A 12,261-nucleotide genomic window follows, 5' to 3' on the forward strand; every position below is an offset into this window, starting at 1 on the left:
TGTTTACCTCGTCTCCAGAGCCGCGTTCCCTTACAGGGCCGCCGCGGCTCGCAATCTCATATTATGGTTTAACCGTTGGTGGACAACAGTTGAGCCGCCTGCTGATCGCCTTGTTGCGCGGTTTGCATCAGGCGGACGTTGAGGTCGTACTGGCGGGCGTGGGAAATCATCTGCACCAGGCTTTCCACCGAGTTGACATTGCTGGCCTCCAGCATTTCCGGCACCAGCTTGACGTTGGCGTCGGCGGCCGCGTTGCCGCCGCCGTTAATGCGGAACAGGCCGTCCTCGCCCTTGTACACTTCTTTGGGGCCCGGGTTGACCATCTTGATCTGCCCGACCAGTTGCGGCGTGCGCACCGCGCCGGACAGCGGAATCGCCACCACGGAGCCGTCCTGGCCCAATTGCACGCGGGAGCCGGTCGGCACCACGATGGGACCGCCGTCGCCCATGATGGGCAGGCCGGAGCGGGTGCGCATCATGCCGGTGGCGTCCAGCACATAGCCGCCGTCGCGGGTATAGGCCTCGGCTCCGTCCGGCGCCTGCACCGCGAAGAAACCCTTGGAGCCGATGGCGAAGTCGCTGACGTTGCCGGTGTGCATCAAGCTGCCCTGGCTCAGATCGTGGCCCACGGTGTTGTCCACCACATAGGTCCGCGTCGGCGCGCCCTCGCCCACCACCGGCAAGGCGCGGAAGGCCACCACGTCGGCCTTGAAGCCGTTGGTGTGCACATTGGCCAGATTGTTGGCGGTGGTGGCCTGCTGCCACATCACGTGCTTGGCGCCGTTCATCGCCAGGTAAAGCATTCTATCCATCGCGCGCGCTCAGCTCATCAGATGTTCAGCAAGGTCTGCACCAGGGTGTCCTGGGTCTTGATGGTCTGCGCATTGGCCTGGTAATAGCGCTGCGCGGTGATCATATTGACCAGTTCCGCGGTCAGGTCGACGTTGGAATCCTCCACCGCGCCGGCCTGGATGGTGCCGGTATTGCCGGTGCCGGGCGCATTGTAGGAGGCGATGCCGGAATCGTAGGTCTGCGCCCACAGATTGTTGCCCTTGGACTGCAAGCCTTGCGGGTTGATGAAGTTGGCCAAAGCGACCTGGCCTATAGTCTTGGTCTGGCCGTTGGTGAACGTCGCCTGGATGATGCCGGAGGACGAAATATTGATGCCCTTCAGATTGCCGGGCGCGGAGCCGTCTATGGTCGGCGGCGTGGTCACGCCGAAGTTCTGCCCCACCTGGGTGGAGCCGGTGAAGCTGAAGGCCACGGTCTGCGGCACCGCCGAGCCGTTGAGCGGGCTGGGGGTGAAGTTGATGTTGAACGGTCCGGGCGTGGTCAGCACGCCGGAGGTGTTGAAGGTCAGCGAAAAATTATTGCTGTTGGGCGGCGTGTTATTGGCCGGGTTGCCGTCCACATAGGCGGTTGCGGTCCAGGTCCGGCCGGCGGCGGTGGGCGCGCCGGCAACATAGTACATGGTCACCTGGTGCGGGTTGCCCAGCGAGTCGTAAACCGTATTGGTGTTGGACCAGTTGTAGGAGGCCGAATTGGTCGGATCCAGCGGCGCAACGGTCGGCACCGTGCTGCGAGAATCCAGATTGATGCCGAGGGTGGCCTTGGTGGTGGCCTGCGGCGACACCAGGTTGGAGTTCAGCTGTATTTTGCTGACCGGCCCCTGGGTGATGTTGCCTGCCGCGTCCGCCTGCCAGCCCTGCAGGAAATTGCCGTTGTTGACCACGTAACCCTGATTGTTGATCTGGAACTGGCCGTTGCGGGTGTAGGACAAGGTGCCGTCCGGCTGGGCCACGGTGAAGAAGCCGCCGTTGTTGATCGCCAGGTCCAGGCTGCGGCCCGTGGTGGTCACGTTGCCGTTGCTCATGTTCTGCGTCACCGCGGCCACCTTGACGCCGATGCCCGGCGTGGTGGTGGCGATGCCGTACAAGGTGTTGCCGTACATGTCGGCGAACTCGGTGCGCGAACTCTTGAAACCCACGGTGTTGGCGTTGGCCACGTTGTTGCCGATGGTGTCCAGCTGGGTGGAGGCGGCGTTCAAGCCGCTCAAACCTTGTTGAAAGCCCATGATGTCAGTCCTTGAAGTCGAATGAGGTCAGTGGAATCAGGCGGTCATCTGCGCCACATCGCCCAATTGGGCGCGGCTGCCGTCCGGCAGCACCAGTTCGGGAACGCCTTTATCCCACGCCACCGCGGTCACCGTTTGCGTGTTGTAGGCCACGGCCGTGGTGCTGCCGTTGGCGCTGGCCTGGGTCACGTCGGCGCTGAAGCTGTACTTGCCGGCCGGAACCACTTCGCCCTTGTCGTTCTTGCCGTCCCAGCTGAAGGTATTGACGCCGGCCACCGGCTTGTCGATGGTCATGGTGCGAACCACATTGCCGTTGGCGTCCTTGACGTTGACTTTCACCGTTTGCGCCGGCCCGTTCAGCAAGACGCCGGCCGGGGTGGTGCCGCCATCCGGCGGCTTGGGCAGGCTGCTGCCGGCCACCAACACTTTTTTGCCTATCATGCTGGACGCCATCAGCGACTGGGAGGCCGCCTGCGCGCCGATCAAGGCCTGCATGGACTGGTTCAGCTGCTGAATGCCGCCCACCTGGCTGATCTGCGCCATCTGGGCCGTCATCTGGCTGTTGTCCATCGGATTCATCGGGTCCTGGGAACGCATCTGGGCCACGAACAGCTTCAGAAAGGTGTTCTGAATGTCGCTGGCGCTGGAGCCCACCACGCCGGAATTGCTCTTGCTGCCGTTGACGCTGCTGTTCGGATTGGTCTGAGTCTGACTGTTCAACACGTCATAAGGATTTGCACTAGCCATCGCCTAACTCCTCACTGGCCAAGCTGCAGCACTTTTTGCTGCAGCGTCTTGGCGGTATTCATGATTTCGACATTGTTCTGATAGGCGCGGGAGGCGGCGATCATGTCGGCCATCTCCTCCACCGGATTCACGTTCGGCATCGTCACATAGCCGCGCTGATCGGCCAGCGGATTGCCCGGATCGTACTTGAGCCGCGGCGGGGTCTGGTCTTCGACCACCGCGGTCACGCGCACGCCGGCCACCTGCGGCTGCGCCGCCGTCACCGGAATCGCGGTGAACACCGCGTGACGCCCTTTGTAGGGCTCGCCGGTGGAGCTGGTCGAGCTTTCCGCGTTGGCGATATTGCTGGCCACCAGGCTGAGGCGCATCGATTGCGCCGACATCGCCGAACCGGAAATGGAAAACACATTGGACAAAGACATCAGCTATTGCCTCCCTGTCCCTGGATCGCCGAACTCAGGCCGCTGATCCGCTTGTTCAGAAAAGTCAGCGTCGACTGAAAGCGGACCGCGTTGTCGGCGAAAGCCGCCCGCTCCACATCCATGTCCACGGTGTTGCCGTCCACGCTGGGCTGCACCGCCGCGCGGTATTGCAGCGCGGCGCCGTTGCCCGCGCCGCCGGCCCCGGCAAGGTGGCGGGCATCGGTCAGATTCATCGCCAAGCGACCCTGCGCATCGGTCTGCGCCTGCAAGGCCTGGCCGAAGTCGAAATCCACCGCTTTGTAGTTGGGGGTTTCGTCGTTGGCGATATTGCTGGCCAGCACCTCGGTGCGATAGGCCCGCAAATTCAGCGCTCGCTGCTGAAAGTCGAAATGTTTGGCGATTTTGTCTAGCATGTCAGCCTCCTTGAGGCGACCTTAAAGCAGGAAGCGTGCCAAGCCATGCAGACACGCCAGCGCATTGATTTTTCTAGGCAATCCGTCAAACCCTCGGCCGCAACGGCTCAAACGGCAACAATGAGCGGCAAGATTTGCCGCCTCCGGCCCAAGCGACAGATTTTGCTTGCCGCACCGCGCAATTCGTGCCAAACCAACATAAGAACCATTGAAGACGCGTCCGGAATCGCCGACACTCAGACATTGGCCGGCGCTGGCGGGCGGCTTTGAGAAAATAGAGAAGACAGGCGGGGGAAGAGGCATGCTGGAAGTACAACATTTAATCATCTCGCTGGCGGAACCGTCGCATGTGCAAGCGCAGATCATCAGCAAGGCGCTGGGCGAGATGGGCATCTCCAAAGTGGAGATCCATCCCAACGGCGAAGCGCTGCTCAACCGCGCGCGCGAGTCGCGCCCCGACTTGGTGATCAGCGCCTACTATCTGCCCGATATGACCGGCCAGCAGTTGCTGCAGCAGATGCGCGAAAGCGCCGATCTCAGCGGCATGCCCTTCATTCTGGTCTCAAGCGAAACCAATCCGGAACGGCTGGAGCCCATCCGCCAGGCCGGCAGCCTGGGCATTCTGCCCAAGCCCTTCACCAGCGGCCAACTGGACGAGGTGCTGGCCAACGCGCTGGACTTCATCAATACCGAGAGCCTGGCCATGGAGGTGGACACGGATCTGGCCAACGTTCAGGTGTTGATCGTCGACGACAGCCAGACCTCGCGCCGCCATGTGCGCGCCGTGCTGGAGCGCCTGGGCTTCGAACACTTCACCGAGGCCGCCAGCGGCGCCGACGCGCTGCCCTTGCTGGAAAACGAAAGCTTCCAGCTGATCATCGTCGACTACCACATGCCCGGCATGGACGGCTGCGAGCTGGCGCGCCACATCCGTCAGAACAGCGCTCAGGGGCGAACGCCCATCCTGATGATCACCAGCGAGACCGATCACGACCGGCTGGCCGAGGTGGAGGCGGCCGGCGTCTCGGCCTGCTGCGACAAGCCCTTCTCCACCAACAAGCTCAGAGACACCATACGCGAACTGCTGCAGGAATACTGAGAGCCGGCTCCAAGCCGCCGCTCTTATTTCGGCGCCACCCACACCAGGCGCGAATTCGCCTTGGCTTCGCCAAACGCCTGCCGCCGCCAGTAACCCTGGGTCGCGTAAGCCTGCGCGGCGTCCAGCTCGGGAATACGGCAGAAACTCACCTCGCTGAAACCCGCTTTCAGCAATTGGCTGCGGCCGCGCTGCCGGGTCTTGACGCAAGCCGGCGCGCCGGCCTGCTCCACCCATGGCTGCGGCGCGCCCGGCTGCCAGGCCTGCTCCCGTTCCAGTTTGGGCTGGGTCATCATCGCCAGGCCGTTGAGCACCGCGGCCAACAAGGCCTGCCAACGCTCGGCCACCGCCGCGATCTGCGGCGCCAGTTCGCCCGGGTAGCTGACCAACAAGGCCTCCACCCCATCGGACTCGTGCAGCCATTGCGCGGCGTCGCGAGAAAAGCCCTCGCCCACCAGCGTCAGCAGCAAGGCCCTGCGCTCCGCTTGATGCGAGACGAAAGCCCCGCCGCCGCCCGGCACATGTAAAAAGAAGGCATCGGCCGGCAAGCTCAGCGTATCCGGCAATTGCGAGGGCAGCCGGGTGTGGGCCAAGGCCTGCACCAGGCCGTCGTCCAGATGGGAAATCACGCGGCCATGGCGGGCGAAGCAGCCCCAGGACTCTGCCAAAGCCAGTTCGGCGACAATGGTCTGCTGCCCCACTTCGAACACCTGGGCGGCGCGCTCCAGTTCGCGCTTGATCACTTCCTTCATGTCCTTGCGCGCCGCGGACGGCTGCAAAGCCTGAACATACAGCTGGCTGACGCGCTTGGCCCAAGGACGGGAGGCCGCATAACGCTGCACGGCATACATCATTCCCTACCCCTTTCCTGAAACAAAAAAGGGCGCATTGTAACAAAGCGCCCCCGTCGCCCCAAGCCGCGATCCGGTTTCAGCCGCCGCCCTCCCTTTTGCCGGAGGGGCGGGTACGGCTTTCGGCGATGCCGGAATACAGCCACTGCCGGAAATGATTCAAGGTCATCGGCTTGCCGAAGTAAAAACCCTGCAAATACTCGAAGCCCTTCACATTCAAATAGCTTTGCTGCCCCTGGGTCTCCACCCCTTTCACGATCACCTGCACCCCCATTTCATTGGAGGACAAGAGCAGGCCGTCCAGAATATTGCCCTTCAGGCTATCCTGCCCCAAGGCGGACACATAGCCTTTTTCAACCTTTAGATAATCAAAGCCCCAGCGGCTCAAATATGTCTTGTCGGCGTAGCCGGCGCCAAAGTCGTCCAGCGCCAGCCTCACCCCCATCTGCCGCAAACCGTTGATCACCTTCTGCGCGCCGGACGCCTCTTGCAGCGGCGCCCGCTCCGACACCTCCAGCACCAGTTGCGCCTGCTTCTCGCGCAATAGATTGACCAGCGGCCGGCAATCCTCCAGCAATTCGGGCAAGGCCAGATGCTCGGTGGAAATATTGAGCCCCACCATAAAGCCGGGCGGCAGCACGATCTGCTTCAACTCCTCGGCCACCCGCCGCAACATGTAGCGCGTCAGCGACACGATCAAGCCGGCCTCGATCGCCGTCTGGATGAATAGCTCGGAGCGCACATTGCCCTGCACCGGGTGCCGCCAGCGCGCCAGCACTTCCACGCCGACGCATTCGCCGCTGGCCGCGGTGACGATGGGCTGATAATGAGCGAAGAACTCTTTTTGCCGAATGCCCTCGGAGATCTCCCACCCCGTCGCCTTGCGCCCGCCCGAACCGCGGCGCGCGCCCCAGGCGATGCCGCAGCCCAGCGCCGCGGCCAGCAACAAGGCCAGCCACTGGGTTTTCAGCACCAGCAAGGGCGCCGCCCCCCATTGCGGCGCCGCCAACACGCCGATGCGCGCCGGCGCGGACGGCACCCAGGCCACCTCGCCGCCCGCGCCCGGGCCCTGCTCTCTGACCTCGCCGTTGGCGGCCAAGGCCCGCCCTCCGGCCAGCAGGCTCACTTTCACGCCTTCGCGCTCGGCCAGGGCCAATTGCGCGACCAGCGGGCCGGCGTCCAGCTCCAGCACTCCGGCCGTATGCGCCAGCCGCAAACCAGGCAACAACTGTCCGCTGCCGGCCGGCAACAGGCTCGCCCCGCCTTCCACGCCGCCCGCCTCCGCAACCGCGCCGCGCCGCGATGCGCATAGCAGGCCTCCGGCGCCGCGCGCCTGGGCGAAGCGCACCAGCGAAGTGCGCTGGACCAATTCCGCCAAGGCCTGGGTCTGGGCTCGGCAATCCGGCTCCGGCGGCGGCAGCGTGTCCAATCGCGTCAAGGCGGCGAACGCCGGCGACAATTGCCAAGTGAGCTGGCCGGCGACCAGTTCGGCCTTTTCCCCGGCCAGCGACTGCAAGCGCCACGCCGTCAGCGCCAGCGCCAGGCCCAGAGTCAAGGCCAGGGCCAAGGCGACGCAAACGGCATAGGCCGCGCCAGGGGAGCAGGACATCAACCAGGAGTGAGCCCGGTCCGTGCTTGCGAATCTGTTTTTTCCACTCATTGCCAGCCCTCAACGAAGGTTTCACGCGTGGCCCGTCATCGTTGAAGTGTAGTTAGAAGCCAGCAAATCTCCATAAGCGGACGTCGCTTGGTCCAAGCCTGGCTGTCGGTCGTCTTTGCGGATTCCGACAGTTTTTTTGCAAAATCGCCGCGGCAAGCGGCAAACAATCAAATACTTAGCCGGCATGTTTTGAAAAAACAGTTGTAAACCCGCCTGATTTACCGTATAGTCCGGCCTCTTGTGTTTCCACCGGGCATTCCAAACCACGCCTCAGCCCGAGTGAGATTGCTTCATCGTCCCTGACCATTTCCAGGCTTCGTCCACGCTTATAATGTCGCATCAGACTGGACCGCTGTTCGCCGCTTGTCAGGTTAGTGCCGATGATTTACGGCTTAAAGGCGCCGTATAACCGACCGCCACCAACCTGGCTACAAGTGACGCCGGCAGTTTCCGGCTTGAAAGGACATCATGCATTTTTCCGACCTGGGCATTGCCCCGACCATCCTGCGCGCGCTGGAAGCCGCTGGTTACTCTTCCCCTACCGAAGTACAGGCTCAAGCCGTGCCCGCAGCCATCGCCGGCCGCGACCTGCTGGTTTCCGCCCAAACCGGTAGCGGCAAGACCGCAGCCTTCCTGCTGCCGGCGCTGACCAAGCTGTCCGAGCGCTCCACCGGCAAAGGCCAGGGCCCGCGCGTACTGGTGTTGTGCCCGACCCGCGAACTGGCCCAGCAAGTGGAAAAGAACGCGCTGGAATACGGCAAGGACCTGCGCTGGATGAAAACCGTCTGTCTGGTGGGCGGCTCCTCCTTCGGCTATCAGACCCGCGCGCTGTCGCGTCCGGTTGACCTGATCGTGGCCACTCCCGGCCGTCTGATGGACCACATGCGCTCCGGCCGCATCGACTTCTCCCGCCTGGAAATGCTGGTGCTGGACGAAGCCGACCGCATGCTGGACATGGGCTTCATCGAAGACATCGAGACCATCGTCAAAGCCACTCCGGAAACCCGCCAGACCGTGCTGTTCTCCGCCACGCTGGACGGCACCGTGGGCCGCATGGCCGAGAAGATGACCCGCGATCCGCAACGCATCGAGATCGCCCGCACCGAGACCTCGGGCGGCACCATCGAAGAGCACCTGCTGTACGCTGACGACCTGAACCACAAACACCGTCTGCTGGATCACATCCTGAAAGAGTCCGGCTTCGACCAGTGCGTGATTTTCTCCGCCACCAAAGCCTACTCCGAAGAACTGGCCGACAAGCTGTCCGACCAGGGCTATTCCGCCGCCTGCCTGCACGGCGACATGCCGCAAAGCTGGCGTAACCGTACGCTGAACGATCTGCGTCGCGGCCGCATCAAGATTCTGGTGGCCACTGACGTGGCGGCACGCGGCATCGACGTGCCCACCATCACCCATGTGGTGAACTTCGACCTGCCGAAACAGGCTGAAGACTACGTGCACCGCATCGGCCGCACCGGCCGCGCCGGTCGCGACGGCACCGCCATCACCCTGGCGGAGTCCAAGGAATTCCACAAAGTGCGCCGCATCGAGCAGTACCTGAAGCGTCAGATCACCGAAGGCGTGATCGAAGGCATGGAACCCACCCGTCGCCCGCCGAAAGGCCCGCGTCGCAACACCAGCGGCAAAGGCGGCTACGGTGATCGCCGTCCGGGCAGCGGCGGCGGTCGCGGCGGCTACGGCAATCGTCGCGAAGGCGGCTACCAAGGCCAACGCCGCGAAGGCGGCTATCAGGGCAATCGCGGTCCGCGCAGCACCCAGCAGCAGTAAATCTCAGACGCCCCCGGCAGCGGGGGCCGCTGAAACAGAACGCCATCGGCTTGCCGATGGCGTTTCGCATTTCAAGCGCCGTCCGCCCTCCCACGCAAGGCCAGGGCCAGAAACAGCCAGGCGCCGTGCGGCAGCCATTGCTCGGTCCAGCGCCAGGACTGGCTGATATCGGTCTGTTCCGGGCTCAGGAAGGCGATGCCCTCGTCCGCGCCCGGCGCGGCGGTGATCCCATTGCACACCCCGCCGCAAGCGTTGTAATAGCCCGGCTCATAGCGCGGATTATTACGACCCCAGCCCTGCAGCATGCAAACGTCGAAGGGATTGCGCCCCAGAATCCAGTCCAGCGCGCCCTGCGCGTACTTCAGCATCGCCGCGCGAGCGTCCCCCTCCTCCCTCTCCGCCAAGGCGCAGCTCGCGGCGGCCAGCGACGCCAGCCGCGCGTTTTCTCCCTGCCACCAATAAGCGCTTTCATTGGTTTGCGGCATGAAAAAGCGCGCCGCGCCCTCCTCGCCGTCGCGGGCCACCCATTGCCGCGGATAGGCGAAAGGATTGCCCGCCGCCGCCGTCAGCGCCATTTCGGCCCCCAGCCCCCGCCGGACCGCCTGCCGCGCGGCGCTCGCCAACGGCGAAGCCGGCAACACCGCGGCGAAGCGCAACAAGGCGAGATAGGGCAAGCCGGCGTCGGCGCCGTGGAAAAAACTGCGCCGGCGCTCCGCGTCCATCCAGAAGCGGCCCGCCTCGTCCTGCCACGCCAACATCCGCCGCGCGCGGCGGTCGGCGGCGTCGGCGAACACCGGCTCGCCGCTGGCCGCGTACAGCTCGCAAGCGGCCAGCAGGGCGCAATAGTCGTCGATGAGGTTTTCGCTGCCGTCGTCCAGATAGCGCGCATTGTATTGCTGCAGATGGGCGAAGCCGCGCCGCGCCGCGGCCAGATAATCGCCTCGGCCGAACTCTCCGTCGCGCGGCAATTCCGCCGCGCGCGCCAGCGCGGCGATCGCCAGGCCGCCGCCCTGGCGGAAGCCGGCTTGAAAACGCCCCGACTTGAGCCCGCGCTGAGTGGAATAGGCGCACAGTTCGCGCTGTTCCGGCGCCTTGCTCCAGCCGTCGAACACCGTCATATAGAAAAACCCCGACGAATGCTGCATCCGCAACAGAAAGTCCGCGCCGTGCAGCGCCTCGTCCACCATGCGCTCGTCGAACCAGCGCGGCTGCGGCGGCAGCGCCTCGCGGCCGGCCATCAGCGCCCAAGCCAGCAAGGGCGTCTGCTGCGGATTCATGAAGTTGGCGTAAGACAGGTGCGACAGGTATTTGGAACAGTCGCCGGAGGCGTCGAACCAGCCGCCGCGCACGTCCCGCCTCGCTTCGCCGCCCCACTCCGGCGCCGCGCGATCCGCCTGGTCGTAAAGGCCGCTGCAGCGCTGCGACTTGAAATAATGCAATAGGTCGGACAACATCTGCCCGCCCAAGCAGCCCGGCCCCACCTCGAACTCATGGCTGATCACCGGCGGCGCGCTGTCCCGCAGCCACAGCCGATAACGGCCCGGCCGCGTCCAGCCGCTGAAATCCGCCTGCCAGTAATGCCACTCCGGCCATCCCTCCGCCATGCCCTGCGGCTGCAAAGGAATTTCGGTCGCGGCGCGCCCCTCGGCATCCAGCAAGACCAGCGCCGTCGGCGCGGCCTGGGCCGGCGCCTGCAACAAGGCCAGCTTGGACGCTTGCGGTTCGAAACCGATGTGGTTCAGCAGAATCTTCATGGCGCGGCCCCCGTTCAATTAAATAAAGCGTTTTGCTTTAATGATGGGCAATATTTACGCGCCGCGATGGCCAGGTCAAGCCAATGACATAAAAAGATCTCGCCGTGACGCCCGCGCGCTGGATCGCCAACCGCTTCTCAGGCTTTGAGCAAAACCTCGTACTGCGGATTGAACTCGTCGAAGATCGGCAAGGCCGCCGCGCCCAGCGCCACCGTGTCGCGGCCGGCTCCGCCCAGCAGCACCCGCGGGCCGCAGCTTTGCCGGATAGACACCGGCAGCGGATGCAGCCGCTGCTCCAGCTGCTCCAGCAAGGCCGGCGGCAGAAAACCGCCGATCACCACCGCCTCGATGTCCAGCAGGCTTTCCAGGATATTGATCGCCTGGCGCAGCGGCGGCGCGGCGGTGGCCAGCCAGCGCTCGATGCCGTAGCAGATCTCCGGCGTCGGCCGCTGCAGGCTGCGGGCCGCCAGCTCCGCGTCGTCGGCCAGGCCCAGCGTTTCGTACAGCGCGCGCAGCGACACATAGCGCTCCAGGCAGCCATGGTTGCCGCAATCGCAGGGCCGTCCGTCCGGCATCACGATCATGTGGCCGATCTCGCCGGCGTTGTGGCGGACGCCCGCGTACAAGCGCCCGTCCAGGAACAAGCCCGCTCCCAGCCCGGCGCCGATGAACAGATAAACGAAGTTGCGCAGCGCGGCGGCGCGGCCGTACAGCCGCTCGCCGATGGCGGCCGCGGTGGCGTCTTTTTCCAGCAGGACAGGCAGATCCAGCCTGCGCTCCAGCTGCGCCGCCGCGTCCACCTCCTCCCAGCCCGGCAAGGTGGTGGGGCCGACCGAACTCATGCCCTCGACGCCGAAAGGGCCCGGCATCACCAGACCCAGGCCCAGCACCCGCCCCCAGTCTATGCCCGACTCGGCGCGCAGCCGGCCCACCACCTCTTCGATCAAGGGCAAGGCCAGTTGCGGATCCGGCCGCCTCACCGGCGCCTCCACTCGCGCGCGGCATTGACCGGCCAAGTCCACCGCCACCGCGATCAGCGACTGGGTGTCCAGCTGAATGCCCAGCGAGTAGGCCCCGTCCGGGTTGATGCTCAAGGGTATCGCCGGCTGGCCGCGCGCGCCCTCTCGCATCGGCTCTCCGGCCAACAGCATGCCGCCGTCCAGCAATTCCGCCGCGATATTGGACACCGTCTGCGGCGTCAAGGCGGTCAGGCGGGCGATTTCGGCGCGGGTCAGCTGCCCGTTCAGGCGTATGGTCTCGATCACCGCGCGACGGTTGTGCGCGCGGGCGTGCTCCAGATTGGTCCCCGCCACCGTGCGCGGGTCCTGGCCTGCAGGAATGGATTTCATGCCGGCAGTATGGCGAGCCGGCCCCGGGCGGACAAGCGCGTCCGCCGGCCTTGTTGCGGCGGCGGCGACAGCCAGGCGCCCCAGTCGCCGCAATTAAATAAATCAAC

Annotated in this window: 11 protein-coding genes; 2 read left to right on the forward strand and 9 right to left on the reverse strand. The window is 64.7% G+C overall.

All coding sequences use genetic code 11. From position 1 onward, the window contains the following. Window positions 1-68: 68 nt before the first annotated feature. From ACODRW_RS11905 to flgB, 5 genes are read right to left on the reverse strand one after another with little or no spacing between them, the layout of a single operon-like run. Window positions 69-812, reverse strand: coding sequence for a flagellar basal body rod protein FlgF (locus tag ACODRW_RS11905; protein ID WP_107799621.1), 744 nt, complete (start codon window positions 810-812; stop codon window positions 69-71). A 17-nt stretch (window positions 813-829) separates the two neighbouring features. Continuing rightward, window positions 830-2,074: a flagellar hook protein FlgE gene (flgE, locus tag ACODRW_RS11910; RefSeq protein ID WP_235088229.1), complete on the reverse strand. Its 1,245-nt coding sequence runs from the start codon at window positions 2,072-2,074 to the stop codon at window positions 830-832. A gap of 36 nt (window positions 2,075-2,110) precedes the next feature. Next, window positions 2,111-2,821, reverse strand: a complete 711-nt coding sequence (locus ACODRW_RS11915; protein ID WP_227107912.1) for a flagellar hook assembly protein FlgD — start codon at window positions 2,819-2,821, stop codon at window positions 2,111-2,113. 11 nt (window positions 2,822-2,832) lie between these two features. Further along, window positions 2,833-3,243 (reverse strand): flagellar basal body rod protein FlgC, encoded by a 411-nt coding sequence (gene flgC / locus ACODRW_RS11920; RefSeq protein ID WP_019102824.1) that lies wholly within the window; start codon window positions 3,241-3,243, stop codon window positions 2,833-2,835. After that, on the reverse strand, window positions 3,243-3,656 hold the full coding sequence (gene flgB, locus ACODRW_RS11925; RefSeq protein WP_488905831.1) for a flagellar basal body rod protein FlgB: 414 nt from the start codon (window positions 3,654-3,656) through the stop codon (window positions 3,243-3,245). Before flgB ends, flgC begins: the two co-directional genes overlap by 1 nt. Window positions 3,657-3,957: 301 nt before the next feature. Here flgB and ACODRW_RS11930 point away from each other — a divergent pair, with 301 nt between their 5' ends. Further along, window positions 3,958-4,755, forward strand: coding sequence for a response regulator (locus tag ACODRW_RS11930; RefSeq protein ID WP_107799623.1), 798 nt, complete (start codon window positions 3,958-3,960; stop codon window positions 4,753-4,755). 23 nt (window positions 4,756-4,778) lie between these two features. Here ACODRW_RS11930 and ACODRW_RS11935 read toward each other — a convergent pair whose 3' ends face one another. Continuing rightward, entirely contained in the window at window positions 4,779-5,606 is an 828-nt protein-coding gene (locus tag ACODRW_RS11935) for an AcrVA2 family anti-CRISPR protein (protein ID WP_107799624.1), read from the reverse strand. Window positions 5,607-5,682: 76 nt separating this feature from the next. Beyond that, on the reverse strand, window positions 5,683-7,212 hold the full coding sequence (locus tag ACODRW_RS11940; RefSeq protein WP_488905832.1) for an EAL domain-containing protein: 1,530 nt from the start codon (window positions 7,210-7,212) through the stop codon (window positions 5,683-5,685). A 519-nt stretch (window positions 7,213-7,731) separates the two neighbouring features. Here ACODRW_RS11940 and ACODRW_RS11945 point away from each other — a divergent pair. Further along, window positions 7,732-9,051, forward strand: a complete 1,320-nt coding sequence (locus ACODRW_RS11945; protein WP_107799626.1) for a DEAD/DEAH box helicase — start codon at window positions 7,732-7,734, stop codon at window positions 9,049-9,051. Window positions 9,052-9,122: 71 nt separating this feature from the next. On the opposite strand, the gene ACODRW_RS11950 is transcribed toward ACODRW_RS11945, so the two are convergent. Then, a complete protein-coding gene (locus ACODRW_RS11950; RefSeq protein WP_488905833.1) occupies window positions 9,123-10,805 on the reverse strand; it encodes a glycoside hydrolase family 9 protein in 1,683 nt (560 codons plus the stop codon). Between the two features lie 137 nt (window positions 10,806-10,942). Continuing rightward, entirely contained in the window at window positions 10,943-12,154 is a 1,212-nt protein-coding gene (locus tag ACODRW_RS11955) for an ROK family transcriptional regulator (protein ID WP_227107905.1), read from the reverse strand. Between the last annotated feature and the right edge of the window lie 107 nt (window positions 12,155-12,261).

It is taken from the genome of Chromobacterium sp. FG89 (assembly GCF_057808735.1).

What these genes read in the sequence shown, in the direction of transcription:
- ACODRW_RS11905 (WP_107799621.1), bottom strand. Translation starts at nt 812, where the DNA reads ATGGATAGAATGCTTTACCTGGCGATGAACGGCGCCAAGCACGTGATG.
- flgE (WP_235088229.1), bottom strand. Translation starts at nt 2,074, where the DNA reads ATGGGCTTTCAACAAGGTTTGAGCGGCTTGAACGCCGCCTCCACCCAG.
- ACODRW_RS11915 (WP_227107912.1), bottom strand. Translation starts at nt 2,821, where the DNA reads ATGGCTAGTGCAAATCCTTATGACGTGTTGAACAGTCAGACTCAGACC.
- flgC (WP_019102824.1), bottom strand. Translation starts at nt 3,243, where the DNA reads ATGTCTTTGTCCAATGTGTTTTCCATTTCCGGTTCGGCGATGTCGGCG.
- flgB (WP_488905831.1), bottom strand. Translation starts at nt 3,656, where the DNA reads ATGCTAGACAAAATCGCCAAACATTTCGACTTTCAGCAGCGAGCGCTG.
- ACODRW_RS11930 (WP_107799623.1), top strand. Translation starts at nt 3,958, where the DNA reads ATGCTGGAAGTACAACATTTAATCATCTCGCTGGCGGAACCGTCGCAT.
- ACODRW_RS11935 (WP_107799624.1), bottom strand. Translation starts at nt 5,606, where the DNA reads ATGATGTATGCCGTGCAGCGTTATGCGGCCTCCCGTCCTTGGGCCAAG.
- ACODRW_RS11940 (WP_488905832.1), bottom strand. Translation starts at nt 7,212, where the DNA reads ATGTCCTGCTCCCCTGGCGCGGCCTATGCCGTTTGCGTCGCCTTGGCC.
- ACODRW_RS11945 (WP_107799626.1), top strand. Translation starts at nt 7,732, where the DNA reads ATGCATTTTTCCGACCTGGGCATTGCCCCGACCATCCTGCGCGCGCTG.
- ACODRW_RS11950 (WP_488905833.1), bottom strand. Translation starts at nt 10,805, where the DNA reads ATGAAGATTCTGCTGAACCACATCGGTTTCGAACCGCAAGCGTCCAAG.
- ACODRW_RS11955 (WP_227107905.1), bottom strand. Translation starts at nt 12,154, where the DNA reads ATGAAATCCATTCCTGCAGGCCAGGACCCGCGCACGGTGGCGGGGACC.